General features: G+C 66.8%; 23 protein-coding genes. 21 read left to right on the forward strand and 2 right to left on the reverse strand.

The genetic code is table 11. From position 1 onward, the window contains the following. The first annotated feature begins 4 nt into the window (after window positions 1-4). The 16 genes from EBB56_RS19815 to EBB56_RS19890 all read left to right on the forward strand — a co-directional run bounded on the left by EBB56_RS19815 (window position 5) and on the right by EBB56_RS19890 (window position 15,845). Window positions 5-547 carry a hypothetical protein gene (locus EBB56_RS19815; RefSeq protein ID WP_231498698.1) on the forward strand — a complete coding sequence of 181 codons (543 nt, stop codon included), beginning with the start codon at window positions 5-7 and terminating at the stop codon, window positions 545-547. Further along, entirely contained in the window at window positions 544-2,316 is a 1,773-nt protein-coding gene (locus EBB56_RS19820; protein ID WP_124805128.1) for an AMP-binding protein, read from the forward strand. The genes EBB56_RS19815 and EBB56_RS19820 overlap by 4 nt, the downstream gene beginning before the upstream one ends. Further along, complete coding sequence (locus tag EBB56_RS19825) at window positions 2,309-3,049, forward strand: glycosyltransferase family 2 protein (protein WP_124805129.1); 741 nt, start codon at window positions 2,309-2,311, stop codon at window positions 3,047-3,049. Before EBB56_RS19820 ends, EBB56_RS19825 begins: the two co-directional genes overlap by 8 nt. Further along, complete coding sequence (locus EBB56_RS19830) at window positions 3,046-3,984, forward strand: glycosyl transferase (protein ID WP_124805130.1); 939 nt, start codon at window positions 3,046-3,048, stop codon at window positions 3,982-3,984. The genes EBB56_RS19825 and EBB56_RS19830 overlap by 4 nt, the downstream gene beginning before the upstream one ends. After that, window positions 3,968-5,521 carry a histidine ammonia-lyase gene (hutH, locus tag EBB56_RS19835; RefSeq protein ID WP_124805131.1) on the forward strand — a complete coding sequence of 518 codons (1,554 nt, stop codon included), beginning with the start codon at window positions 3,968-3,970 and terminating at the stop codon, window positions 5,519-5,521. The genes EBB56_RS19830 and hutH overlap by 17 nt, the downstream gene beginning before the upstream one ends. After that, window positions 5,511-5,951 carry a thioesterase family protein gene (locus EBB56_RS19840; RefSeq protein WP_124805132.1) on the forward strand — a complete coding sequence of 147 codons (441 nt, stop codon included), beginning with the start codon at window positions 5,511-5,513 and terminating at the stop codon, window positions 5,949-5,951. Before hutH ends, EBB56_RS19840 begins: the two co-directional genes overlap by 11 nt. Further along, on the forward strand, window positions 5,948-6,577 hold the full coding sequence (locus EBB56_RS19845) for a LolA-related protein (RefSeq protein WP_124805133.1): 630 nt from the start codon (window positions 5,948-5,950) through the stop codon (window positions 6,575-6,577). Before EBB56_RS19840 ends, EBB56_RS19845 begins: the two co-directional genes overlap by 4 nt. Continuing rightward, window positions 6,574-8,928 carry an MMPL family transporter gene (locus EBB56_RS19850; protein ID WP_185696482.1) on the forward strand — a complete coding sequence of 785 codons (2,355 nt, stop codon included), beginning with the start codon at window positions 6,574-6,576 and terminating at the stop codon, window positions 8,926-8,928. The genes EBB56_RS19845 and EBB56_RS19850 overlap by 4 nt, the downstream gene beginning before the upstream one ends. After that, window positions 8,912-10,165, forward strand: coding sequence for an NAD(P)/FAD-dependent oxidoreductase (locus EBB56_RS19855; protein WP_045993624.1), 1,254 nt, complete (start codon window positions 8,912-8,914; stop codon window positions 10,163-10,165). The genes EBB56_RS19850 and EBB56_RS19855 overlap by 17 nt, the downstream gene beginning before the upstream one ends. 146 nt (window positions 10,166-10,311) lie before the next feature. Continuing rightward, window positions 10,312-10,851: a DUF3261 domain-containing protein gene (locus EBB56_RS19860; RefSeq protein WP_071211134.1), complete on the forward strand. Its 540-nt coding sequence runs from the start codon at window positions 10,312-10,314 to the stop codon at window positions 10,849-10,851. After that, the gene (locus EBB56_RS19865) at window positions 10,836-12,044 is read left to right on the forward strand and encodes a beta-ketoacyl-ACP synthase (protein ID WP_045993625.1); all 1,209 of its coding nucleotides are present in this window, start codon (window positions 10,836-10,838) and stop codon (window positions 12,042-12,044) included. The genes EBB56_RS19860 and EBB56_RS19865 overlap by 16 nt, the downstream gene beginning before the upstream one ends. Next, window positions 12,041-12,574: a hypothetical protein gene (locus tag EBB56_RS19870; RefSeq protein ID WP_239452575.1), complete on the forward strand. Its 534-nt coding sequence runs from the start codon at window positions 12,041-12,043 to the stop codon at window positions 12,572-12,574. The genes EBB56_RS19865 and EBB56_RS19870 overlap by 4 nt, the downstream gene beginning before the upstream one ends. Then, entirely contained in the window at window positions 12,571-13,296 is a 726-nt protein-coding gene (fabG, locus tag EBB56_RS19875; RefSeq protein WP_045993627.1) for a 3-oxoacyl-ACP reductase FabG, read from the forward strand. Before EBB56_RS19870 ends, fabG begins: the two co-directional genes overlap by 4 nt. Continuing rightward, entirely contained in the window at window positions 13,296-14,555 is a 1,260-nt protein-coding gene (locus EBB56_RS19880) for a beta-ketoacyl-ACP synthase (protein WP_124805134.1), read from the forward strand. The genes fabG and EBB56_RS19880 overlap by 1 nt, the downstream gene beginning before the upstream one ends. A gap of 53 nt (window positions 14,556-14,608) precedes the next feature. After that, complete coding sequence (locus EBB56_RS19885; protein ID WP_108133500.1) at window positions 14,609-15,049, forward strand: excinuclease ATPase subunit; 441 nt, start codon at window positions 14,609-14,611, stop codon at window positions 15,047-15,049. After that, window positions 15,030-15,845: a hypothetical protein gene (locus tag EBB56_RS19890; RefSeq protein ID WP_124805135.1), complete on the forward strand. Its 816-nt coding sequence runs from the start codon at window positions 15,030-15,032 to the stop codon at window positions 15,843-15,845. The genes EBB56_RS19885 and EBB56_RS19890 overlap by 20 nt, the downstream gene beginning before the upstream one ends. 71 nt (window positions 15,846-15,916) lie before the next feature. Here EBB56_RS19890 and EBB56_RS19895 read toward each other — a convergent pair whose 3' ends face one another. Continuing rightward, complete coding sequence (locus tag EBB56_RS19895) at window positions 15,917-16,885, reverse strand: Rpn family recombination-promoting nuclease/putative transposase (RefSeq protein WP_124805136.1); 969 nt, start codon at window positions 16,883-16,885, stop codon at window positions 15,917-15,919. A 283-nt stretch (window positions 16,886-17,168) separates the two neighbouring features. Between EBB56_RS19895 and EBB56_RS19900 the strand changes: the two genes are divergently transcribed. The 4 genes from EBB56_RS19900 to EBB56_RS19915 all read left to right on the forward strand — a co-directional run bounded on the left by EBB56_RS19900 (window position 17,169) and on the right by EBB56_RS19915 (window position 21,082). Continuing rightward, window positions 17,169-17,984: a FadR/GntR family transcriptional regulator gene (locus tag EBB56_RS19900; protein ID WP_045993631.1), complete on the forward strand. Its 816-nt coding sequence runs from the start codon at window positions 17,169-17,171 to the stop codon at window positions 17,982-17,984. A gap of 69 nt (window positions 17,985-18,053) precedes the next feature. Further along, entirely contained in the window at window positions 18,054-19,202 is a 1,149-nt protein-coding gene (gene dgoD / locus EBB56_RS19905; protein WP_045993632.1) for a galactonate dehydratase, read from the forward strand. Between the two features lie 88 nt (window positions 19,203-19,290). Beyond that, a complete protein-coding gene (locus EBB56_RS19910) occupies window positions 19,291-20,253 on the forward strand; it encodes an SMP-30/gluconolactonase/LRE family protein (protein ID WP_045993633.1) in 963 nt (320 codons plus the stop codon). 85 nt (window positions 20,254-20,338) lie between these two features. Then, on the forward strand, window positions 20,339-21,082 hold the full coding sequence (locus EBB56_RS19915; RefSeq protein ID WP_045993634.1) for an SDR family oxidoreductase: 744 nt from the start codon (window positions 20,339-20,341) through the stop codon (window positions 21,080-21,082). Between the two features lie 17 nt (window positions 21,083-21,099). On the opposite strand, the gene EBB56_RS19920 is transcribed toward EBB56_RS19915, so the two are convergent. Further along, window positions 21,100-23,352, reverse strand: coding sequence for a bifunctional diguanylate cyclase/phosphodiesterase (locus EBB56_RS19920; RefSeq protein WP_045993635.1), 2,253 nt, complete (start codon window positions 23,350-23,352; stop codon window positions 21,100-21,102). 299 nt (window positions 23,353-23,651) lie between these two features. Here EBB56_RS19920 and EBB56_RS19925 point away from each other — a divergent pair, with 299 nt between their 5' ends. Then, the gene (locus EBB56_RS19925) at window positions 23,652-24,401 is read left to right on the forward strand and encodes a FadR/GntR family transcriptional regulator (protein WP_045993683.1); all 750 of its coding nucleotides are present in this window, start codon (window positions 23,652-23,654) and stop codon (window positions 24,399-24,401) included. The last annotated feature ends 25 nt before the right edge of the window (window positions 24,402-24,426 follow it).

The following is a 24,426-nucleotide window of genomic DNA, read 5'->3' on the forward strand; positions in this document are numbered from 1 at the left end:
GGTCTTGCGCACGCTGTCCACTACCGCCGTGGTGCTTGCCACCGCGTTGTCGTTGAGCTGGCCGCTGTCGGTGTGGTGGCTGCAGGGCACCCTGGGGCCCTGGCCACTGCTGCTGATTGGCTGCGGGCTGATCGCCTGGCGCCTGCCCCAGGCACGCGGCCTGGCGATCCTTGCCGCTCTGGCGCTGCTGGCGGTGGGGCTTGCCGTCGATGCCGAGCTTGGCATGCGTGGCTACCCGGTGGCCGTCAATGCGGTACTGCTGGCGTCCTTCGCCGCCAGCCTGTGGCGAGGCATGCCGGTGATCGAACGCCTGGCGCGTCTCAAGGAGCCCGACCTGCCCCCCGCCGGGGTGCGCTATACCAGGCGCGTCACCCAGGCCTGGTGCCTGTTCTTCCTGATCAATGGCGGTATCGCTGCCTGGACGGCGGCCTTTGCGGACCTGGACGTCTGGACCCTGTACAACGGCGTTATCAGCTATGGCCTGATCGCCCTGATGTTTACCGGCGAATGGCTGTGCCGTCGCCGGTTGCGGAGCTCCTCCTCATGACACGCCCCATCATCGGCGCCCCGACAACCCGTGACGGCTATCTGTGTCTGGCAGATCGCCCCTGGCGCCAGGCCTGGCCGGACGCTCGGCACCTGCCCTCCCGCTGGTGTCATTCCCGGGATCTTGGCCGGCGAATCGACGCCTGGCTCGCCTGGCTCGCCCCTCGCCCGCACGGTCGCTGGCTGCTGCTCGACCCAGACCCGATCACTTTTACTGCAGCCTTGCTGGCACTCTGGGAGAGCGGACAAAGCGCGCTGCTTCCCGGCGATGATCGTCCCGCCACTCTGGCGCGACTGATGCCGCTGGTCGTCGGCCGACTCCCCGCCGAGCCATCGCCGGAAGACACCCAGGATCTGTCTGCCCGGGATTCCCTCGCCACTACACAGCGGGAAACCGATCGGAACTCTGCCGGTGCGACGGTGGTGGCGGCTGACAGCGAGGCAGCGGAAAAAGAGGCGGTGGTGCTGTGCACCTCGGGTTCCACCGGTCAACCAAGCCTCGAGCCCAAGTGCTTTCGCCAACTCGACGAAGAGCTCGAGCGTCACGCCGCACTTTGGCCGCTGGCACAGACAGCCGTGGTCTGTCAGGTCAGTCACCAGCATATCTACGGCCTGCTCGCCGGTATTCTGGCACCGCTGTGTCACGGCGCCCCCTTCTGTGGCGACGACAGCCGCTTCCCCGAGGTGATGGCCCAACGGGTCAGCGAGGCAACCTCGGTCGGGCTGGACGCCTGCCTGGTCGCGAGCCCCGCGCAACTGTCGCGGCTGCCGCAGCACCTGGCCCTGCACCACCAGCGCATTGCCCGGGTACTGTGCTCCGGAGCGCCGCTGTCCAGGGACGACGCCATACGCTGCGAGCGTCTGCTCGATAGCCCGGTGATCGAGATCTACGGCAGCACCGAGACAGGCGGCATCGCCCATCGTCGGCAGTCGAGCGGTGATCTCTGGACCCCGTTCCCCGGGGTCGAACTGGACCTGAATGACAGCGCTCTGAAGTTACGCTCGCCCTTTCTGGCCCGGCCGGAGCAGTGGTGGGACCAGGCCGACCGGGTCGAGCGCCAGGGCGAGGGCTTTCGCCTGCTGGGGCGCCGCGACCGACTGGCCAAGATCGGCGGCAAGCGTGTTTCGCTGACGGCGCTGGAACAACGTCTGTGCCAGCACGAGGTTGTCCAAGACGCCCGCTGTGTGGATCTCGACTTGCGCGACGGAAGGCTCGGCGTGGTGCTGGCCGTGGCCGGCGATGCGCTACCCCAGCAGCACGAGGCCAGAAGACGGCTGATCTCGACCCTGCGCGAGCACCTCGCCAGCGAACACGAGCCGTCGGCGATTCCGCGCTACTGGCGCTTCGTCGAGTCGCTTCCACTCAATCCCCAGGGCAAGCACGATCACGCTACCCTGCGTCGCTTCTTCGATGACCTCGACGACGATCGTCTGCCGCGCTGGCTGGGCGCAGTGGACGTCGACGACGAGCAGCGCATCACCCTCGAGGTACCCGAGCGTCTGCGCTATCTGGAAGGCCACTTCGAGGGCTTCGCGCTGGTTCCCGGGGTGGTGCTGGTGCAGTGGGCCATCCACCACGCGCGTGAGCGGTATCCGGCGCTTTGCGCCTTTCGCGGCGTCGACCGGCTGAAGTTCCAGAAGGTCCTGCGTCCCGGCCAGCGCCTGACGTTGACGCTCAAGCGTCGTACCGATGGCATCGCTTTCTCGTTCGACTCGCCGAAGGGTCGCCACGCCGGCGGCAGGGTCCGGCTGGAGGCGCGCCATGACTGAGCCCTGCCCCTGCGCCGTGGTACCGGTCTACAACCACCCCGACAGTGTGGCCGGAGTGGTCGGGCGGCTCGCCGATCTGGGCCTGCCGGTGATCCTGGTGGACGACGGCAGTGAACCGTCCTGTCGCCGGGAGCTCGAGCGTCTGGCCAGCGACGGCCACGCGCTGGTGACCCACCAGCACAATCGTGGCAAGGGCGCGGCGGTGCGCAGTGGGCTGCTCGAGGCCGAGCGGCTGGGCTACAGCCACGCACTGCAGGTCGACGCCGATGGCCAGCACCACCCGGACGACCTGCCTGCCTTCATCGATGCCATGCACCAGACGCCCCATCGTCTGCTGGTCGGCTACGCCCGCTATGATGACAGCGTGCCCAGGGCCCGGCTGTACGGCCGCTACGCCACCCATGTGTGGGTCTGGATCAACACCCTGTCGCGGCGGATTCGCGACTCCATGTGTGGGGTACGTCTCTACCCCCTGGCTGCCGTCAATGGCCTGCTACGTCGGCACCCCTGTGGTGATCGCATGACCTTCGACACCGAGGTGCTGGTGCGCTGGTACTGGGCCGGTGGCGAACTCACTAACCTGCCGGTACGGGTGCACTACCCCGAGCAGGGAGTCAGCCACTTCGCCCTGTGGCGCGACAACGCCCAGATCAGCGCCATGCACGCCCGCCTGTTCGTGGCCATGTGGCCCCGCCTGCCCGGTCTGCTGTGGCGCCATCGGAGGCAGCCATGAACCGCCACTGGGCCGCCATCGGCGAGCGCGGCACCCTCTCGGGGATGCTGTTCATGGTCTGGCTGAGACGCTTCGGCGACTGGCCCTTCCAGCTACTGCTGTGGCCGGTGATCCTGTGGTACTACCTGTCCCACCGCACCGCCCGGCGCGCCTCCCAGGACTACCTGACACGGCTCGATCCGGCGCTCGAACGACAGCCACTGCGGCTGCGGGCACGTAGCTTTCGTCACTTTCTGTGCTTTGGACGCTCGCTGATGGACAAGGTGGCCGCCTGGAACGGCGAGTATCCCCCCTCGCGGCTGTCCGGCGGAGGTGTACAGCACTTCGCCCAGGCCGTGGACGGCGGCCAGGGGGGCCTGATTCTGGTCGCCCACCACGGCAATCTGGACATCGTCAACGCCCTCAGCGAACGCCACCCCTCGCTGGACCTGACGGTGATCATGCACACCCGCAACGCGCGCAAGTTCAACGAACTGCTGGAGCGCGCCACCGGCCGCCGCCGCCCCGAGATTCTCGAGGTCAGCGAGATTTCACCGTCCAGCGCCCAGCGCCTGGACGCGCGCATCCGCGCCGGAGGCTTCGTGGTCATCGCCGCCGATCGCATTCCCTTGCGCCAGGGCCGTACCCGTGCGCTCGAGTTTCTCGGTGCACCGGCGCCCTTCCCCGAGGGCCCCTTCCTGCTCGCCAGCCTGCTGCGCTGTCGGCTCTACCGGCTTGCCTGTGTGCGTGATGGCGACGGTTTCGTGGTCGACTTCGACCTGATCGACGACACCTCGCGGATAGGGCGCCGTGGCCGCAGCGCCTGGATCGCCGAGGCCATGCAACGCCATTGCGCCGACCTGGCCTGGCGCGTCCAGCGCCACCCGTTGCAGTGGTTCAACTTCTTTCCTTTCTGGACCGCCGACGAGACGACTGACCATGACCCACCCCGCTGAGCCGACCGCCCCCTTGATCCTCGATGGCGGCGCCCTGAGCCTGGAGGACGTACTCGATGTGGCCCAGCGCCGCCGGTGCGTCGCGCTGTCGCCAGCTCCCGAGTTTCGCACGCGCATCGAGCGCGGCCAGCGCTTTCTCGCGCGCCTGCTTAAAGAAGACGGCGTGGTCTACGGCGTCACCACCGGCTACGGCGACGCCTGTACCCGACCGGTGGCCCACCAGGACATCGACGACCTGCCCCGCCAGCTGTACACCTTCCATGGCTGCGGCATGGGTCAGGACCTCGACATCGAGGCAGCCCGGGCGGTGGTGCTGGTGCGCCTGGTATCGCTGTGCCAGGGGGTGTCCGGGGTCAGCTTCGAGTTGCTCGAGCGGCTGGCCTGGCTGCTCGAACACGACGTGCTGCCGGTGATTCCCGAGGAAGGCTCGGTCGGCGCCAGCGGTGACCTGACGCCGCTGTCCTATCTGGCCGCGGTGCTGTGTGGTGAGCGCGAAGTCATCGACAATGGTACCCGCCGTCCGGCCGCCGAGGCCCTGGCCGAGCGCGGCCTGGCCCCCTATCGACTGAAGCCGAAGGAAGGCCTGGCGCTGATGAATGGCACCGCGGTGATGACCGCGCTGGGCTGCCTGGCCTTCGCCCGTTGCGCCTACCTGGCACAACTGTCGACGCGCATCACCGCGCTGTCGGTTCAGGCGCTGGACGGCAACCCCTACCACTTCGATGCCGAGCTGTTCGCCGCCAAGCCGCACCCGGGACAGCAGCAGGTGGCCGCCAGGCTGCGCCAGGACCTGCATGCACCGCGTACCCCGCGTAACTCACCGAGGCTGCAGGATCGCTACTCGACCCGCTGCGCGCCCCACGTGATCGGCGTGGTCGCAGACGCCCTGCCCTGGTGGCGACAGTTCCTGACCAATGAGCTCAACAGCGCCAATGACAACCCCTTGATCGATGCCGAGGCCGGCAAGGTGATGCACGGCGGCCACTTCTACGGTGGCCACGTGGCTTTTGCCATGGACAGTCTGAAGCAGGCCGCCGCCAATCTGGCCGACCTGCTCGACCGGCAGTTGGCACTATTGGTGGACAGCCGCTACAACCATGGGCTGCCGAGCAACCTGAGCGGCGCCAGTGCCGAGCGCCTCGCGCTCAATCATGGCTACAAGGCGGTACAGATCGGCGCCTCCGCCTGGACCGCCGAGGCGCTCAAGCTGACCATGCCGGCCAGCGTGTTCTCGCGCTCCACCGAGTGCCACAACCAGGACAAGGTCAGCATGGGCACCATCGCCGCGCGCGATGCCCTACGCGTGCTGACCCTGGTCGAGCAGGTGGCTGCCGCGACCCTGCACGCCGCGGTGCAGGGGGTCGAACTGCGCAGCCGACTGAACGACGCCGGCGCCGTTCCCGAGCGCCTGGCGGCCTTCGTCGACAGCGTGCGCCGCGACGTCGCCCCCCTGGCCGAGGACCGCGCCATGGACAGCGACCTCAACCACCTCTGTGGCCTGATACGCCGCCGTCACTGGAGGCTCTATGACGCCTGACGATCGCCCGCTACCCCGAGCCGAGGTGGAGCTCGAGGTGCCCTTTCACGACGTCGACATGATGGAGGTGGCCTGGCACGGCCACTACGTGCGCTATCTCGAGATCGCCCGCTGCCGGTTGCTCGACGCCATCGACTACAACTACCTGCAGATGCGCGCATCGGGCTTCGCCTGGCCGATCATCGATCTGCGCCTGCGCTACGCCGCGCCCGCTCGTTTCGCCCAGCGCCTGGCCATCGAGGCTCGCCTGAGCGAATGGGAAAACCGCCTCAAGATCGACTACACCATCCGCTGCGCCGAGAGCCGCAAGCGCCTGACCCGCGCCTGGTCGGTCCAGGTCGCGGTGGGCCTGGACGATGGCGAGATGCGCCTGGCCTCACCACCTGCGCTGATCGAGCGGCTGATGGCCTGGCAGGAGGCGCAACCATGAACCACAGCTCCACGCACCACCGTTCACACCGTCCTCACTGGGCTCACGGGAAAAGCCGAGCCTTGAGGGGCGCCCTGGCGGGCACCCTGCTGGTGCTACCGATGCTGGCAACGGCTGCTGTTGCCTCCACCGGTACGGTGCCGAGTCTGCCGCAGTTGAGCCGGCAACTGGAGCAGCATCAGCCGGCCTGCGTGAGTTTCGAGCAGAACCGCTGGATGGCGGACCTGCAGACCGAACTGCCCAGCGCCGGCTACTTTCGTCGCCAGCCCTCGGGGCTGGTGTGGCAGACCCTGAGCCCGATCGAGGATCGGGTCGTGCTGTCCGCCGACAACCCCGAACTGCCACCGGGGCTCAAGGCCCTGCTACCCGTTCTGACGGGACTGTTCGACGGCAACTGGGCGACCCTTGAAGGGCATTTCAGCGTGCGCCTTGGCGGCAACCTCGATGACTGGCAGGCACAACTTGCGCCCCTGGACAGGGCCATCGCCGAGCGTCTGCAAGGGATCGAACTGGACGGCGCCGAGCAGGTCGAGCACCTTCAGGTCAGCTTCACCGACGGCGACCGTCTGCGACTCGAGTTGTCGCCGCTGCCCTGTGACGCCCTGACCGGAGCCCCCGGCGCATGAGTCTCGGGGTCACTGATTCAGGCCGCGGCGCGCTGCTGGCGAGTCGCGGCTGGGCACTGGTGCTGCTGGTCTGTATCGTGCTGCTGGCCGTGCAGGTGCTGCGCGGTGCGCCACTGGATACCCGCATCACCGCCCTGCTGCCCGAACATCAGCAGGGCGAGTTGATCGCCCGCGCCGACGACAGTCTTGCGTCCACCTTCGAGCGCCGCTTTTTGTTGCTGGTCGCGAGCGACGAGACGCCGCACGCCGCCCCCGTGGAGGCGGTCAACGAGCTTCGCCAGGCGCTGACGGCCAGCGGCATCATCGCAAGCCTGGATAGCCAGTCGCCGCCGCGCCCGGATCAGACCCTGACCCCCTATCGCTATCGCCTGCTGACCGATTCGCTGGCCCGCCAAGACGCCGAGGCCTGGCGCCAGCGCGGCCTGTCACGGCTGTTCGCCCCAGGCGTCGACGCCGATCTCGAGCGCGACCCCTTCGGCCTGCTCGACGGCTGGCTCGAGGCGCGCTTCCAGGGCCCGGTCAGCTGGCACCCCGGCGGCCCCGGGGTGGTCACCGACAAGACCGAGTGGAGCCTGATCGGCGCAACCCTGGCGGCCAGCCCCTACGACATGGCACTGCAGCAAGAGCTGAGTGCGGTGCTGGAGCGCTTCGGCCAGGCGCATCCCGAGCTGACCCTGCTGCGCGCCGGGCTGGTGTTCCATGCCGCCGCCGGTGCCAGGCAGGCGAGTCACGAGATCGCCACCATCGGTCTGGGTTCGCTGTTCGGCATTCTGGCGTTGCTGGCGCTGGTGTTCCGCCGCCCGCTGGTGATCGCCACGCTGCTGTTGCCGGTGGCCACCGGTCTGGTCTTCGCCAGCGCGCTGACCTGGCTGATCTTCGGCTCGCTCAACCTGATCACCCTAGCCTTCGGCGCCAGCCTGATCGGTCTGTCGGTGGACTACGCGCTGCACCTGCAATGCACCCGCCAGCTCAACCCGGGGCGCTCGCTGCGCTTGTTCTGGCCGGGCCTGGCGTTGGGCCTGGCCTCGAGCCTGTGCGCCTACCTGGTGCAACTGGCGACTCCCTTGCCGGGGCTGCGCCAGATGGCCACCTTCACCGCACTCGGCCTGATCGGCGCCTGGCTCAGCGTGCGTCTGTGGCTGCCACGGCTGCCGCTCTATCACCACCCGGCTACCGCCACCATCGCCAGGCGGCTCGATCGATTGCGTGTCGGCCGCGGCCAGCGTTGGGTGTATCCCGCCCTGGCGCTGGTGCTGGCCGTGGCTGCCGTGCTGGCGCTGACCGGGAGTACCACCAGCCATGACCTGCGCCAGCTCAATCCGTCGCCGGCTGCGCTGATCGCCGAACAGCAGCGGGTGCAGACGCTGCTCGAGCGTCCGGCCAGCTTCCGCTACCTGATCGTCAGCGGCGAGACCCCGGATGCCTTGCTGAAGCGCCTGGAACAGCTTGACGAGCCGCTGTCCCGGCTCGAACGGGAGGGCCACCTGTCCTCCCATCGCCACCTGGCCCAGGCGGTACCGTCGATGCAGACCCAGGAGCACAACCTCGAACGGGTGCGCGAGCGCTACGCCGCGGCCCTGCCGGAGCTGCTGACGGCCGCCGGCTTGCCCTCGACGCTGATCCCGCGCCTTGAAGATCCTCTGCACGAGGTGCCCTTCCTGTCCCCGCAGACCTGGCTGTCGAGCCGCGCCGGCGAAGCCGACCGTGCGCTCTGGCTCGACGGCCTCGAACGCCCCGCCGCCCTGATCACCATCGGTGAGGTGGACGCCACCGCATCGAAGGCGCTGACGCAGCTCGCCGAGTCACCGGACGTGATCTACCGCGATCGGGTCGCGGCGCTGTCGCAGCAGCTCGCCTTGCTCAGCGAGGAGCTGGTGCGCTGGCTGGCACTCGCCCTGGCACTGCTGGTGGTGGTGTTCGGCCTGCGCTACCGGCGCCACGCCTGGCGGGTGCTGCTGCCGCCGGTGGGCGCGGTGATCATCACCCTGGGTCTCTACGCACTGAGCCACACCGGCCTGACCCTGTTTCACCTGCTGGGTCTTTTGCTGGTGCTCGGCATCGGCCTCGACGCCGGTATCTTCAGCACCGAGCACCCGCAAGACCCGGGCGCATGGCTGGCGATCAGCCTGTCCTGCGCGTCCAGCCTGCTGGCGTTCGGCCTGTTGGCTTTCAGCGCCACGCCGGCACTGCACTTTCTTGGTCAGACCTGCCTGATCGGACTGGTTGCCACCTGGTGCCTGGTCCCCCTGGCCCGAGGCGCGACGGAACGCGCTGGCGTGGCCGCCCACCGGGGTGTCGCAGGAAGCGACACCCAAGAACTGGAGAGTTCATCCCATGGAAGATCGACCTGATACCGACGTCGCCATCATCGGTGCCGGCCCCTCGGGCGCGGCGGCCGCCGCCTGGCTTGCGCGCAAGGGCTATTCGGTCAGGGTGCTGGAGCGCACCCACTTTCCGCGCTTCGTCATCGGCGAAAGCCTGCTGCCCCAGTGCATGGTGCACCTGGAGCGCTGCGGCCTGCTCGAGGCGGCCAAGGCCGGTGGCTACCAGCCGAAAAACGGCGCCGCCTTTTGCCGGGGCGACGACTACGCGGCCATCGATTTCCGTGACAAGTTCAGCGATGGCCCCGGCACCACCTGGCAGGTGCCCCGTGACGACTTCGACCAGCGCCTGATCGAGGGTGCCAGGGCGGCGGGCGCGCGCGTCGACTTCGGCGTCAGCGTCAGCGACTTTCGCGCCGATCCGTTCAGGCCGCGACTGAGCTGTGTCGACGATGACGGGAAGTGCTTCGACATCGAAGCCCGCTTCGTCCTCGATGCCAGCGGCTATGGCCGCGTGCTGGCACGCCTGGAGGCGCTGGACCGCCCCTCCAGCCTGGCCACTCGCTGCGCGCTGTTCACCCACGTCGAAGACCGTATCGATCGCGCCGAGCATGACCGCGACAAGATTCTGATCGGCGTCCACCCGACCCACCCGGACGTGTGGTACTGGCTGATCCCCTTCCGTGACGGGCGCGCCTCCGTCGGTGTCGTCGCCAGTCCCGAGTTGCTCGAGAGCGCCGGCGACAGCGACGACCAGCGGCTGTGGGCGATGCTGGGTCAGGAGCCCCGCTACGCTCGCCTGCTCAAGGACGCGACGGCCACCCGCGAGGTCCAGCGCATCGACGGTTACTCCGCCGATATCACCCGCCTGCACGGGCCGGGCTTCGCGATCCTCGGCAACGCCGGCGAGTTTCTCGATCCGGTGTTCTCTTCCGGCGTCACCATCGCGCTGGACTCGGCGCTGCGCGCGGCGCCACTGGTAGCAGACCAGCTCGACGGCGAGGCCGTGGACTGGGCGCAGGACTTTGAAGCACCGCTGCGCCGTGGTGTCGCCACCTTCCGCGAGTTTGTCGATGCCTGGTACGACGGCCGCCTGCCACGCGTCATCTTCCATCCGGATCAACAGCCCCGGGTGCGTCAGATGATCGCCTCGGTGCTGGCGGGATACGCCTGGGACATCGACAACCCCTTTGTCGCCGCCAGCCGTCGACGCCTCACCAGCCTGGCCGAGCGTTGCGAACTGGACAGCCAGGCCGTCGCTCCGTGAAGGTGCGCTCTACGCTCCCGCACCACCCGCCAAATGGCGGGTGGTCGAGCCCCTGGGCCAGGCTGCGTGGGCCAGGCAGGTCCTTCGCGGCGCTAGTGATACTCTGCCTGCTCGGCGCCTGCGGGTTGGGTCCAGGCGTGGCGCCGATGCCGGCACTGCACACGCTAGCGCCCATCAGCGCCCAGACCCAGCGGCTGACCTTCGAGCACCAGGGCGAGCGCCGCGTGCTGCTCGGCGTGCTGCGTCATGACCACCAGCAGCTTCAGTTGGCGCTGATAAGCCCTCAGGGCCAGCGACTGCTGACCCTGGTGCAGGATGACGAGGGCGCGCGCTTCGCTCCGGGCGCCGCCTTCGAGCCGCCTTTCAGCGCCGACTGGCTGGCCAGCCGCCTGAGTTTCAGCCTGTGGCCCGAAGCACGCCTGCGAGAGGCCTTCGCCGGCAGTGACTGGTCGCTCGAGCAGCGCGACCACGAGCGCCGCATCTATCATCAGGGCCGCCTGGCGGTGCGACTCGAGATGACGCCGACCTGCCACGTGATTCATGATATCGAGGCTGACTACCGGCTCAGCGTGGCGACCCTCGCGCCCTCCCCGGATGCCCGCGAGAACAAAAGCCCGAACAGCAGCGTCAGCACGACCACCACCAACCATAACGCAGTGACCGATTCACCATGCCCCTCGACGTGACACCTGCGCAGACACCCTGCCGACTGCATGCGCCGGCACTGGTCTGCCCCCTGGGGGATGACCTCTCGACCATCGCCGCGCGGCTGTTCGACGGCCAGCACGGCCTGGTGCGTAGCGATAAATACACCCCCGGCAGGCCGCTGTGGCTGGGCACCGTGACCACGCCGTTGCCCGACGACGGTGACTGGCCGGCGCGCCATCGTTCGCGCAACAATCGCCTGCTGGACGCCGCTTTCGCGCGTCTGCGGCCGACCCTTGATGACTACCTTGCCAGCCATCCCGGGGCACGCCTGGGCGTCGTGCTGGGCACCAGCACCTCCGGTATCGGCGAGACCGAGGCGGCAGTGGCCCATCGTGCCGCCAGCGGCCAGTGGCCAGAGCCCTTCCACTACTGCCGCCACGAGATCGGCGCAGCGTCCGACTTTCTGGCCTGGCGCCTGGCCGCCGAGCGGCCGGATATCCGTCTGATCACCGCCTATACCCTGTCGACCGCCTGCACCTCCAGCGCCAAGGCCCTGGCCAGCGCCAGGCGGATGCTCAAGGCGGGGCTGTGTGACGCCGTCATCGCCGGTGGCGCCGACAGCCTGTGCGGTCTTACGGTGAACGGCTTTGCCGCCCTCGAGGCGGTCAGCGACGAGCCCTGTCGCCCCTTCGCCGAGGATCGCGACGGCATCAATCTGGGCGAAGGCGCCGCACTGTTCCTGGTCACCGCCGAACCCGGCGGCGTTCAGCTCAGCGGCTGCGGCGAGACCAGCGACGCCCACCATATCTCCGCCCCTCGCCCCGACGGCATGGGCGCTCTGGAGGCCATGCGCGCCGCTCTAGAGATGGCCGGCCTCGGTCCGGATCAGATCGACTATCTGAATCTCCACGGCACCGCCACCCGACAGAACGACAGCATGGAGTCCCGGGCGGTCGCTCAAGCCTTCCCCGATGGCGTGGCCTGTGGCTCGACCAAGAGCCTCACCGGCCACACCCTGGGCGCCTGCGGCGCGCTGGAGGCAGCCTTCTGCTGGCTGGCCATGCACCACAACCGGCGGCCGCCACATCTGCACGCAGCAGACCCGCAACTGCCCGCGCTTTCGCTGTGCGGATCTGATACGACGCCAGCCACCGAGGTGCGACGTAGCCTGACCAACGCCTTCGCCTTTGGTGGGAACAATATCGCCCTGGTGATGGAGCGCGCGCCATGACGACACCCCCGACTCCCGTGACAGCCCCCCTTATGTCCACTGATGCCTCTTCTTCCGGCAGTGCAGACGCGCTGCCCCCTATCGCCGACCTGGTGCCCCACTCCGGCGCCATGTGCCTGCTCGACAGCGTGCTGGAGATCGGTGAGGAACATCTGATCGCCCGTATCACGCCCGACCGGCAGGACCCCTTTGCCAATGACCACGGCATTCCCGGCTGGGTCGGCCTGGAGTGGCTGGCCCAGGCCATCGCTGCCTGGTCCGGGCGGGCCGCCCGCGAGGCCGGAGGCGAACCCCGGATCGGTTTTCTGCTGGGCTCACGGCACTATCACTGCGACGTCGAGCATTTCGTCTTCGATTCCCCTGTCGAGGTCAAGGTCGAACTCGACTACCGCGCCGACAATGGACTCGGCGCCTTCCGCGGTGAATTGCGCGACGCAAAGGAGCGGCGCCTGGCCCACGCCACCCTCAACGTCTTTCAACCCGACAGTGCCGAGACCCTGTCGGCCATGCTCGAGGATTCAGCGCCATGACCGATACCCTGCTCGTCACCGGCTCCAGTCGGGGCATTGGCCGCGCCATCGCCCTCAGGCTCGCCCGCGATGGCTTCGATATCGTGGTCCACTGCCGCAGCCGCCGTGACGCCGCCGAACAGGTGGCCGACGAAGTTCGCGCCCTGGGCCGTGACGCCCGCGTGCTCTGCTTCGACGTCACCGACAGAGACGCCGCCAGAGCCGCTCTCGAGGCCGACATGGAGGTCCACGGCGCCTACCACGGGGTGGTCTGCAACGCCGGCATCACCGCCGACGGCGCCTTCCCTGCGCTCACCGATGACGACTGGGACAGCGTCATCGATACCGGCCTCAACGGTTTCTACAACGTGGTCAAGCCGATCACCATGCCCATGGTGCGACGCCGCAGGCCAGGCCGCATCGTGGTCATGTCGTCGGTGTCGGGGATCATGGGCAACCGCGGCCAGGTCAACTACAGCGCCGCCAAGGCCGGCCTGATCGGCGCGGTGAAGGCCCTGGCGGTGGAGCTGGCCAAGCGCCGGATCACCGTCAACGCGGTGGCCCCGGGACTGATCGACACCGACATGACCGAGGGTCTGGCCAGCGAGGAAGCGCTGAAGGCGATTCCGATGCGCCGCAGCGGTCGCGCCGAGGAGGTGGCCGCCACCGTCAGCTTCCTGTGCTCCGAGGACGCAGGCTATATCACCCGCCAGGTCATCGCCGTCAATGGAGGCCTCTGCTGATGCATCACAATGGACATCGAGCCGATGGACTTGGCCGCCGCGTGGTGGTCACCGGCATGGCCGGCTTTTCTCCCGTCGGCAACGACTGGGACACGATCAAGACCCGACTGCAACGCGGTGAAAGCGGAATTCGCCACCTTCCCGAGTGGGACGTCTACGATGGGCTCAACACTCGCCTCGGCGCCCCGGTGGAAGACTTCAGCCTGCCCGCCCACTACCATCGCAAGGCCCTGCGCAGCATGGGGCGCGGCGCGCGCATGGCCACCCGCGCCAGCGAGCTGGCGCTCGAGGATGCCGGGCTGCTCGACAGCGACCTGCTGGGCAGCGGCGAGATGGGCATCGCCTACGGGGCCTCGGCCGGCGAGCCCGACGCCGTGGCCGACTTCGGCAACATGCTGATCAACAAGTCCACCGACGGTCTCAACGCCAACTCCTACATCCGCATGATGGCCCACACCGCGCCGGTCAATATCGGCGTCTTTCTCGGCCTACGGGGACGGATTCACACCACCTCAAGCGCCTGCACCTCAGGCAGCCAGGGCATCGGATACGCCTACGAGGCGATCCGCTTCGGCCGTCAGAAGGCGATGATCGCCGGCGGCTGCGAGGAACTGTCCGCCTCGGAGGCGGCGGTCTTCGATACCCTGTTCGCCACCAGTACCCGCAACGACACCCCCGAGGCAACGCCGCGCCCCTTCGACCGCGACCGCGACGGTCTGGTGATCGGTGAAGGCGCCGGTAGCCTAATCCTCGAGGACCTGGAGCATGCCCAGGCGCGCGGCGCCCGCATCTACGCCGAACTGGTCGGCTTCGGCACCAACAGCGATGGCCGCCACGTCACCCAGCCCGACGCCGCCATGATGGAGCGCGCGATTCGCCAGTCCCTCGACGATGCCGGCGTCAGCCCCGCCCAGATCGGCTACGTCAGCGCCCACGGCACCGCCACCGATCGTGGCGACATCGCCGAGAGCCAGGCGACCCGGGCAGTATTCGGCGAGCGCCAGCCGGTCAGCGCCTTCAAGAGCTTCACCGGCCACACCCTGGGGGCCTGCGGTGCCCTCGAGGCCTGGGTCGCCATCGAGATGATGCGCGAGGGCTGGTTTCACCCCACCCTCAATCTCGACCATCCCGACCCGGCCTGCGCAGAGCTCGACTACCTGCGCGGCGAGGGCCGACGCATGGACTGCGAGTACGTGATGAGCAACAACTTTGCCTTCGGCGGCATCAACACCTCCTTGATCTTCCGCCACTGGCCATAGATGAAGCCCAAGGGGCCCTCGGGCCTCCCATCAAGATGAAAGGAAAGGACACCATGAGAAAGGGAATCCTCGCACTGACGCTACTGGTCGCAGGCCTTGGCGCAGCCGCCAGCGCACAAGCCAGGGACACCCCCTACTTCCTGCCGATCCAGGAAGCCCTGGCCACACCGGCCGCCCAGGAGAAGCTGGACCCGAACATCCGCCTGGTATTTGCCGATGCCGGCGGCAACGTCAGCCAGGACTTCGGTGAGGTGGTCACCAGCCGCAAGACCAACGCCTTCAACAAGACCGACGAAGAGGCCTGTCGCTGGGTCATGCTGTCGGCGCTGATCGCGCTCCAGGATAGTGCCCGCCAGCAGGGCGGCAACGCCGTGGTCAACATCGAGAGCTTCTACGACAGGAACGCACGCGCCTCAACCAGCGAGTACGAGTGCCACGCCGGCGCCTTGATGGCCGGTGTCGCGCTGAAGGGCGATGTCGTCACCCTGCGCTGAGGCTCGCCTCCCTCGCCTGCTGCTGGCCATCGCCGAACTGCCGGCCAGCGGCACGCCCGATCAGGGTGCGGCACGGGGGAGACAACAGGGAATTGGGTCGCAGCAAGCACGCCAAGGACACGACAACGGACGACAGCCGCGACGCGTTCAAGCAGGCATTCGCGGCGAGGCTGCCTCGCACCTGGGCCGTGAACGGCTCAGCCGACTCGCCGCCGGACTCGGCTTTGACTGCCCGGTGGCGGGCTGGTCCCCTCGCGGTGCCGGACCACCTCGCCATCCCGGGCTACCCTCGCCCTGGACCGCGTGCCTCAGCCACAGCGGCAGCCTGGTCGTCGTCGGGCTCGCCGAAGTGCCGGTAGGGCTGGATATCGAATGTCCCGATCGGCGACAGCGACAGCGTCACCGAAGCCGCCTCGATGGCCTGATCGCGACGCTGCCCGAAGCCAGCGTACGCCGGGCCATCCAGCGGGCGCCGGATGCCCTGGCAGCCTTCTACCGCGGCTGGACCCTGTACGAGGCTCACTACAAACTCGGCTGTCTCGAGGGCCAGCCCCCGGACCACGTCCTTGCCACCCGCATCGGCTCATTGATGACTCCTGGCTTGACCGACATGATCAGCCATTCGAATAGCCATACGAATAGTCAGCAGTCGAGCGATCCCCTCTACGCCTGGCAGGCCCAGGATGACCGCCTCACCCTAAGCCTGTGCGCCCGTGAACCCGAGCTGACCATCGAGATGCCCTTGGCCGGCCCGAGGCTGCCGGACTGGACGATGCTTCCACACGCTCTGGATTGAGAGAGCGTCATCGGCTCCTGAGGAGGCCATCTGGAAAGCAGGAGATAGGCCATACTCGCTGCTATCCTGCCTTATGCTTGTCTTCTCAGCTCCGCCACCTGCTCAAGCTCGAGTTCACAGATTTCTGCGATTTCGCGGTCATCCATGGCGGTGCGCGCAAGCAGGTTACGCGCGGTTTCCAGGCGTCCTTCCTCGCGTCCTTCCTCTAGACCTATCTCTCGCCCTAGCCGTCGTCCTTCCTCGAGTCCCTTCTGCTTCCACTGTTCGGGCCATCGTTTGGCACGTTCCGACAGCATGGTGTGTACCTCCTCAAGGTCATTGAGCGCCTGCCACTGCTCGTGGTCGCTCTTCCCGCCCGGCACCCAGTTGGGCAGCAGGACGCGCTTGATCCATGTCGCGAAGTGGCGCCGCAGCCGAGCCTGCCCGGGTGATTTCAACCACTCCACCAACTGGCCGATGGTGTCGATCACGTCCTGTTGGCTATGGTGATACTCCAGCCGAAAGATGGCGGCAACCAGGTTGCGGGTGTCCGTAGGCCAGCGCTCGTCGGCGACGATCGCACCTTCATCCAGCAGTAGATAGGACTGCGAGGGTTGGTAGCGAGCCAGCTCCGTCGCTGCGGGATGAATCAGTTCGGACAGCTCCTTCGCGGCACTCCAGCGTCTTTCTCCATTGTAGAGGACGATGGGCAGCACCGGCGGCAACCTGCGCTCGCTGGCCAACTTTCTCTGCTTCACCAGGTCCTGATACAGCAGACCCACGTAGGTCATGATGCGCAGCGCCATGAAGGGATCGACGCTGCTCTGAAACTCGATCAACAGATAAAGGTACAGCCAGTCATCACCAGAACGCACCCGCCAGATCACGTCACCTTCGCGGTCGCGAAGATCATCCGTCACGAAACTGCCGCTGACCTTCTCCAGGCTGTCCAGGTCCAGCCGCTCGACCCACTCGCCTTCGACGAACCCGGTCAAGAGGTCACGTATCACCCTGGGCTCACTGAACAGCAGCTTGTAGCTCTGATCATGTCTATCACGCATGGCAGGCTGGTCCGTCAATACATCCTGCATCGCAGCGTGGCGGCTAATCACACTCTTCTCGAGCCCACACGTAAGCTTCAGCACAGACAAGGCCAGCATGTGAGTTGCATGGGGCAGAATGACGGCGGCTGCCGAGAATCAGGCAGCCACTAATCGGCGAGCTAACAAGCGCACGCGTTCAGCACCGTGCCTTCCACCAAGGTCTACCCCATTCGAGGCATTCCTGCCTTGCCTAAAATGTCAGACATTAACTATAGTAACGTCGAACATTATGGAGGCCTGGATGGACGCTCTCGCTTCACTCCCGAGGCCCGCCGAGGGTCGCGGTGCCGCGGCGCTGGCCGAGGTACTGGCACGGGCGATTCTGTCGGGACACTGGCAGCCGGGGGATCTGTTTCCTCGGGAGCTGGATCTGTGCCAGCACTTCGAGGCCAGCCGCAATCGGGTGCGTAACGCCCTGGGCGAACTCAGCGCGGCGGGCCTGATCGAGCGCACCGCCGGTCGCGGCACCGTGGTGCGCGATATCGTCGACTGGCATCTGCTGGATCCGCAGATGAGCGGCTGGATGGCCAGCCTGGACGCGCCCCACCCGCAACTGGTCGAGGCGGTGTTCGCCTTTCGCCTGGCAGCGGAGCCCTATATCGGCGAGCTGGCGGCGCTTAACGCCTCCGGAGAAGACCTGGCACGCATCGAACGCGCCTTCGACGGCATGCGGGAGACCGCCGATGCGCCCTCGCAACGACTGGCCCACGCCGAACACGATGTGGCCTTTCACGACGCCATCTATCGCGCCAGCCACAACCTGGTCTGGCGCCAGATGGGGCTGCTGTTGAGGCCCTCCATCGTGGCCCTGATCCAGCGCTCGCAGCGCCATGCCGGGAGTTCCTCCGACGGCCCCACGGACGACGCAGCAGGCGGCCATGCGCGTGGACTCAGCGACAGCCTGGAGCGCCACCGCCAGCTACTCGAGGCGATTCGCCTGAGGCAGCCAGAGCAGGCCCGCCGCGCCACGGAACTGCTGCTCGAGCGCACCGCACGTGACCTGGACAAGACACTCCCGGCCAGTGGCATCACGACACCGGCGTCGCGACACCTTTAAGCCCGTCCGCTCGCTTCACCCAACCCCATCGACATCGGGCCAAGCAGGCCCCCACAAGAGGCATCGACCATGAAGATCACCCGACTCAAGACCTGGCAGGTTCCGCCACGCTGGTGCTTTCTGAAGATCGAGACCGACGAGGGCGTCTACGGCTGGGGCGAGCCGGTCATCGAGGGCCGGGCCGCCACCGTGGAAGCCGCAGTGCACGAGCTGTCGGACTACCTGATCGGCCAGGATCCGCGCAATATCGAGCACCTGTGGAACGTCATGTACCGGGCCGGCTTCTATCGCGGCGGCCCGATTCTGATGTCCGCCATCGCCGGCATCGACCAGGCGCTGTGGGACCTCAAGGGCCGCGAACTCGGCGTCCCGGTGCACCAACTGCTGGGCGGCAAGGTGCGTGATCGCATGCGCATGTACGCCTGGACCGGCGGCGATCGTCCCGCCGACGTGGGTGCCGGCGCCAAGGCACTGACCGATCAGGGATTTACCGCCTTCAAGATGAACGGTACGCCGGAGATGCAGATCGTCGACAGCCATCGCAAGATCGACGAGGCGGTCGCCCGCGTCGCCGAGGCTCGCGACGCCGTCGGTCCCGACGTGGGCATCGCGGTGGACTTCCACGGCCGTGTCCATCGGCCCATGGCCAAGACGCTGATGCGCGAGCTCGAGCCCTATCACCTGATGTTCATCGAGGAGCCGGTGGCACCCGAGCACCTGCCGGTGCTCAAGACCATCGCCCAGGATCTGGCCACCCCGATCGCCACCGGCGAACGCCTGCACACCCGTTTCGCCTTCCGTGACCTGCTCGCCGACAACATGGTCGATATCGTCCAGCCGGACCTGTCTCACTGCGGCGGCATCAGTGAAGGCTTGAAGATCGCCACCCTGGCCTCGGCCTACGACGTGGCCCTGGCGCCCCACTGCCCGCTGGGCCCGCTGACCCTGGCGGCGTCGCTGCAGCTGGATGCGGTATGTCACAATGCCTTTATCCAGGAACAGAGCATGGGCATCCACTACAACAAGGACAACGACGTGCTCGACTATCTGGTCGACAAGAACGCGCTGGCGATCGAGGACGGCTTCTGTGCCATTCCCGAGGGGCCAGGCCTGGGCGTCGAGATCAACGAGGCGTTCGTCGAGGAACGCGCCAAGGTCGGACACCGCTGGCGCAACCCGGTATGGCAACACGATGACGGCTCCGTCGCCGAGTGGTGAGCGACGGCTGATCGCGTTGCCGAACAATGACAACAGTCCTGGTGGATGCGCGCTCCAAGGTGCCATCCGCCAAGTTCGAGGAGACGTCATGTCCCGTTCCGCATCCCCCTGCCTTGGCGAGGCTCGCGCCATCGTCGAGGCACCCTGCGAACTCGGCGAGGGCCCCAGCTGGGACGCCCGGCGTGGCGAGTTTCGCTGGCTCGATATCCTCGGGCGCCGCTTCCATCGCTACCGCCTCGAAGACGGCGATCATCGGTCCCAGGCGCTGGACGAGCTGGTGTCCTTCGCCGCCCCCTTGACCAGCGGTGATGATCTGCTGGTCACCGAACACGGCCTCAAGGAACGCGACCACGCCCACGGCGGCGTGTCACCCTGGCGCGAGGTCGAGGCTGCCAACCCGGTGACGCGCAGCAACGATGCGCGCATCGATCGCCACGGCGGGCTGTGGTTCTCGACCATGGGCAAGGCCGCCGAAGCCGCAGCCGGCAGCCTCTATCGCCTGTACCGCGGCGAGATCTTCTGCCTGAAGCAAGACATCACCATCCCCAATGCCCTGTGCTTTTCACCGGATGGTCGCCTTGGCTACTTCACCGACACCGCCACCGGGGTGGTCATGCGCTGGGCGCTCGACGCCGAGGGCTTCCCGTTGCGCCAGGATGGCGGCGCCTTCCTTCAGGACGGGGTGGCGGCAAGGCCCGAACAATTGGCCGAGCCCGAACCCTGGGCGGACTTCAACGACGACCCGGGAAACCCGGACGGCGCAGTGATCGATGCCGATGGCTACATGTGGCTGGCGCTATGGGGGTCAGGGCGGGTTGCCCGGCTGACGCCGGATGGCGAGGAGGTCGGTCATGTCAGGGTCAACGCCGACCAGCCCTCCTGCCCGGCCTTCGGCGGGCGTGAGCTGACCACCCTGCTGATCACCACCGCCACCGAAGGACAGCGAGAACACAAGGAAGGCCGCCAGGACGGCGCTACCTTCCTGTTCGACCTGAGCGAAGCGCTTCCCGGCGTACGTGGGCTCGATGATCCACCGATCGCACTGCGCTGAATCGCTGCTCACATGCCGCCGCTTTCGGCTTGTCCATCGGCGGCGGCGCCCCCAGGTTTACGACGCACCCCCAGAGGCCTGAAGCATGAGCGAATCCGACTCTCCCAAGGTCGCCATCATCACCGGTGGCTCACGCGGTATCGGGGCCGACATCAGTCGGCGTCTGGCCAACGATGGCTATGCAGTGATCGTCAACTACGCCCATCACCGCGAGGTCGCCGACGGCCTGGTCGAGGAGATCCTGGCCCAGGGCGGCGCGGCGCTGGCCGTTCAGGCAGACATCTCACGCACCGACGAAGTGGCGCAGCTTTTCGACACTGCCATGCAGCGCTTCGGTCGCGTCGATGCGCTGGTGAACAATGCCGGCGTGCTCAAGGCGGTGCCCATCGCCGAGGCGGCGGACGACGACTACGACACGCACTTCGAGACCAACACGCGCGGCACCTTCAACACCCTGAGGGAAGCCGCCTCGCGCCTGGAAGATGGCGGCCGAATCGTCAACCTGTCGAGCAGCGCGCTGGCGCTGAATCTGCCTGGCTACGGGCTCTACAACGCCACCAAGGCTGCAGTGGAGTCGCTGACCCGAGTGTTTGCCGGCGAGTTGCGCGGCAGGCGGATCACCGTCAACGCGGTAGCGCCGGGACCGGTGGATACCGAACTGTTCCGCTCGGGCAAGACCGAGGAACAGATCGAAAGGTTCACCCATATGCCACCACTGGAGCGACTGGGCCAACCGCGTGACATCGCCGCGGTGATCGCCTTCCTGCTAAGCCCCGAGGCCGAGTGGATCAATGGCCAGGTCATCCGCGCCAATGGCGGCTTCGCCTGAAGCAGCGTCGTCAAGGCTCAGCGCAGTTCTTCGTTGGCGGCGTCGCGGATGCCGTCCCCGACGCGACTGCGCAGCCACTCGGTGGCGGCCTCGGCGGTCATTGGTCGTGAAATCAGGAAGCCCTGCAGCATATGGCAGCCTTGCTCCGCCAGGTGGTCCGCCACCGTCTGGTCTTCCACCCCCTCGGCGACCACGCTGAGCCCCAGATGGTGAGCAAGCTCGATCGTGGAGGACACGATGACGTCGTCCTCGGACCCCTTCACCAGCTGCATGACGAAAGACTTGTCGATCTTCAGCTCCTGGACCGGCATGCGCTTGAGCTGGGCCAGCGACGAATAGCCTGTTCCATAGTCATCGATGGCCAGCTCCACCCCCATGGCGCGCAATGACTGCAGCTTGCGCGCCCCCATCTCCGGCGATTCCATCAGCGCGCTCTCGGTGAGCTCGATGCACAGACACTCGCCGCGCAGGCCATGGCGGTCCAGCGCCCGCTCGACCCGCTTGATCAACCCTGGCTGCTGCAGGTCCATGGCCGAGATATTCACCCCGAGGCGCACATTGAGCCCCACCTCGCTCCACCTGGCCAGCTGCTGGCAGCCGGTGTCGATGACCCACTGGGTCAATTGGTGGATCAGCCCCGAGCGCTCGGCAAGGGCGATGAATTCATCCGTCGGGATGCGTCCGAGCCTGGGGTGGTCCCACCGCAGTAGTGCCTCCATGCCGAGGGCCCGGCCGGTCAGGGCCGACACCTGGGGTTGATAACGCAGCGAGAACTCACCGTTGCTGGCGGCGTGCTGGAGATCGCGCACCAGAGACAGATGGCGCAGATGGCGTTCGTCCTGGCCGTGCAGGTAACACTGATAGGACTGGCGTAGCTGACGTGCTCGATCCAGTGCGATCTCGGCCCGCCGCAGCAGCAGGTTGGCCTCGCCGCCATGCTCCGGATAGCGCGCCTCGCCCATGGCGCAATCGAGTGTCACCGGCGACCCATCCAGACGGATCGCCCGGGTCAGTCGACGATGCGTATCCTCAAGCCACAGCGGGTCGAGGTGAGACACTGACAGCAGCAGCAGGAATTCGTCGCCACTGAGACGGTAAGCCCCTGCCTTGGGTGCCGGCAGATCCGCCAGGCGTCCGGCCAGCGTACTCAGTACCTGATCACCGAAGTCATGGCCGAAGGTGTCGTTGATCCGGCGCATATGGTTGATGGTCAGCCGCAGCAGGGTAAAGGGACGCCCGGTGGCGATGGCAGCCTCGATATCCTCGTTGGCGCATTGGCGATTGCCTAGCCCGGTCAACTGGTCCTGGCGTGAGCGCTTGCGAATGTCGGCTTCCCGGCGCACCAGGTCGTTCTGCATCTTCAGCATGGTCGAGGACAGCAGACCAAATTCTCCCTTGCGGGGAAGTCGATCGAGATCCAGAGGTTCCCCACGCCCCACACTCTTGGCCGCCCCCACCAGGCGCAACAGCGGCAGACTCACGCTCCGAGCGATCAGGATAGCGGCCACCAGCATCAGCGCCAGGCTGATCGCCAGGATGATCGCTAGCTGGCGCTTTATTGCCTGATAGTCGGCCAACAGAGTCTCGTAGGAACGCTCTACCACGAGCTGGATACGCCCCTCTGCATCCTCGAACAGCGTCAAGGCTCGGCGCAGACCCTCGCTCCCCACAAGGCCTACGTCCTCACCTTCACCCACCTGCACCTCGAAATGGGTGTCGCTGCGAATCAGCGCCGACAGCGCCGTTGCCATGTCCTCGTCGAGGCGAAACCCCATGATCAGCCACCCCGCCGACGTCTTTCCCTGGACCGGATACAACACAAGTTGAAAGGCCTCGCCATCATGAATGCCAAGGGTAACGGCCCCATCATTGTGTCTCGTCTGTTCCCTGGGGTCGCGGAAAGCTCCTGTCCCCAGAGCTTCGTGATGGCTCGACACCAGCACACGACCCTTCTCATCGAGCAGGCTCGCCATATCGGCGCCCATGCGCTGCGCGTACTCACCCAGAACGTTTCCCCTCGCCGCCCTGTCGAGCGAGTCAACGGCTTCGCGGAAACGTGGATCTTCCACCAGCAGGCTCACACTATGCAGCAATTGTTGGCCCCAGCCATCGAGCAGGGCGACTGCCACACTGGAAGCTACTCTCAGTTCCTTCTCGCCCTCCTCCAAGGCGGTGGATTTAACCGCACTGAGTACCGCCCATGACACGACCAGCTGTATCCCGATGGTCAGGACCAGCATCACCAGCAGTAGCCGAGCACGAAAGGACATCGAAAGGCCTCCACGGATTGTCGATGGCGCCACCACCACACAAACGCTGCACACAGAGTGGCAGAAAAGTCACCCGTAACCCCCTCACAGGCACTGCGGTCTGGCCGGCTTAGGCCACTTCAGGGACAGGCTTCACCCTGGCCTTCTAGAATAGCCATACTGTTACTAAATGTAACTAATATTCACAAAATCTTTGCCGTCCAGCCCCGCGCAGTCGCGGCAACCCTGACCGACGAGGTGGCGGCCAGTCCGTCATAGGCTCTGATATGCTGTGGTTTCATGACCGACGAGAGACCAACATGACCGGATCGACACCTCGCAGACGACCCTATCAATTGGCAGAGACCATCAAGGGCTGGATCGTCGAACGCGAGCTGTCACCGGGTGATCGCCTGCCCGGTGAGGCGGAGTTGATGGAGATCCTCGGCGCCTCCAAGGGCACCGTTCGTGAAAGCACCCGGGTGCTGGAAGCCCAGGGGCTGGTCGAGACGCGTACCGGCCCCGGCGGCGGCGTGTTTATCCGGGAAATGAGCGAATCCCGCGCCATCTCGCTGCTCAGCCACTATCTGTACTTCAAGGACATCTCGATCCGCGACATCTACCAGATCCGCCTGGCGCTGGAACCGGAGCTGGTAGCCTCGCTGGCGGGGCAGGTCGAGGTTTCAGAGATCGCCAGGCTGCGCCAGTCACTTGCGAGCTACGCCGAGCCCGCCTGTGACCTGGACGCCGAGCGCCAGCAGCACATCGACTCGCTGGACTTCCATGAACAACTGGCGCAGCTTTCCGGCGGCAACCCCTTGCTGTCCTTCATCATCCGCTTCACCGCCCAGGTGCTGTCCGACCTTACCGTCTATCGGCGGCTGTACGAGCCCGGCGACCATCATATCGGTCCCGCCGGCTGCCAGTATCACGCCTGGCTGCTCGACGCCATCGAGGCCGGCGACGGAGAACGCGCCCGCACCCTGATGCGCGAGCATCTGCTGGAAGCCCAGGCGGTGATGCACGACAACGAAGCACAGGTGCGGCGCGGGTTTCTCAACGAAGGTTAACGACCCTCAGAGGCGGAGGTGCGAG

The sequence above is a fragment of the Halomonas sp. YLB-10 genome, from assembly GCF_003856855.1.
Classification (GTDB): domain Bacteria; phylum Pseudomonadota; class Gammaproteobacteria; order Pseudomonadales; family Halomonadaceae; genus Halomonas; species Halomonas litopenaei.

What these genes read in the sequence shown, in the direction of transcription:
- EBB56_RS19920 (WP_045993635.1), bottom strand. Translation starts at nt 23,352, where the DNA reads ATGTCCTTTCGTGCTCGGCTACTGCTGGTGATGCTGGTCCTGACCATC.
- EBB56_RS19910 (WP_045993633.1), top strand. Translation starts at nt 19,291, where the DNA reads ATGTCCCGTTCCGCATCCCCCTGCCTTGGCGAGGCTCGCGCCATCGTC.
- EBB56_RS19865 (WP_045993625.1), top strand. Translation starts at nt 10,836, where the DNA reads ATGCCCCTCGACGTGACACCTGCGCAGACACCCTGCCGACTGCATGCG.
- EBB56_RS19890 (WP_124805135.1), top strand. Translation starts at nt 15,030, where the DNA reads ATGTCGTCACCCTGCGCTGAGGCTCGCCTCCCTCGCCTGCTGCTGGCC.
- EBB56_RS19885 (WP_108133500.1), top strand. Translation starts at nt 14,609, where the DNA reads ATGAGAAAGGGAATCCTCGCACTGACGCTACTGGTCGCAGGCCTTGGC.
- EBB56_RS19820 (WP_124805128.1), top strand. Translation starts at nt 544, where the DNA reads ATGACACGCCCCATCATCGGCGCCCCGACAACCCGTGACGGCTATCTG.
- fabG (WP_045993627.1), top strand. Translation starts at nt 12,571, where the DNA reads ATGACCGATACCCTGCTCGTCACCGGCTCCAGTCGGGGCATTGGCCGC.
- EBB56_RS19900 (WP_045993631.1), top strand. Translation starts at nt 17,169, where the DNA reads ATGGACGCTCTCGCTTCACTCCCGAGGCCCGCCGAGGGTCGCGGTGCC.
- EBB56_RS19870 (WP_239452575.1), top strand. Translation starts at nt 12,041, where the DNA reads ATGACGACACCCCCGACTCCCGTGACAGCCCCCCTTATGTCCACTGAT.
- EBB56_RS19825 (WP_124805129.1), top strand. Translation starts at nt 2,309, where the DNA reads ATGACTGAGCCCTGCCCCTGCGCCGTGGTACCGGTCTACAACCACCCC.
- EBB56_RS19915 (WP_045993634.1), top strand. Translation starts at nt 20,339, where the DNA reads ATGAGCGAATCCGACTCTCCCAAGGTCGCCATCATCACCGGTGGCTCA.
- EBB56_RS19895 (WP_124805136.1), bottom strand. Translation starts at nt 16,885, where the DNA reads ATGCGTGATAGACATGATCAGAGCTACAAGCTGCTGTTCAGTGAGCCC.
- EBB56_RS19925 (WP_045993683.1), top strand. Translation starts at nt 23,652, where the DNA reads ATGACCGGATCGACACCTCGCAGACGACCCTATCAATTGGCAGAGACC.
- EBB56_RS19840 (WP_124805132.1), top strand. Translation starts at nt 5,511, where the DNA reads ATGACGCCTGACGATCGCCCGCTACCCCGAGCCGAGGTGGAGCTCGAG.
- EBB56_RS19830 (WP_124805130.1), top strand. Translation starts at nt 3,046, where the DNA reads ATGAACCGCCACTGGGCCGCCATCGGCGAGCGCGGCACCCTCTCGGGG.
- EBB56_RS19880 (WP_124805134.1), top strand. Translation starts at nt 13,296, where the DNA reads ATGCATCACAATGGACATCGAGCCGATGGACTTGGCCGCCGCGTGGTG.
- EBB56_RS19855 (WP_045993624.1), top strand. Translation starts at nt 8,912, where the DNA reads ATGGAAGATCGACCTGATACCGACGTCGCCATCATCGGTGCCGGCCCC.
- hutH (WP_124805131.1), top strand. Translation starts at nt 3,968, where the DNA reads ATGACCCACCCCGCTGAGCCGACCGCCCCCTTGATCCTCGATGGCGGC.
- EBB56_RS19845 (WP_124805133.1), top strand. Translation starts at nt 5,948, where the DNA reads ATGAACCACAGCTCCACGCACCACCGTTCACACCGTCCTCACTGGGCT.
- dgoD (WP_045993632.1), top strand. Translation starts at nt 18,054, where the DNA reads ATGAAGATCACCCGACTCAAGACCTGGCAGGTTCCGCCACGCTGGTGC.
- EBB56_RS19860 (WP_071211134.1), top strand. Translation starts at nt 10,312, where the DNA reads ATGCCGGCACTGCACACGCTAGCGCCCATCAGCGCCCAGACCCAGCGG.
- EBB56_RS19850 (WP_185696482.1), top strand. Translation starts at nt 6,574, where the DNA reads ATGAGTCTCGGGGTCACTGATTCAGGCCGCGGCGCGCTGCTGGCGAGT.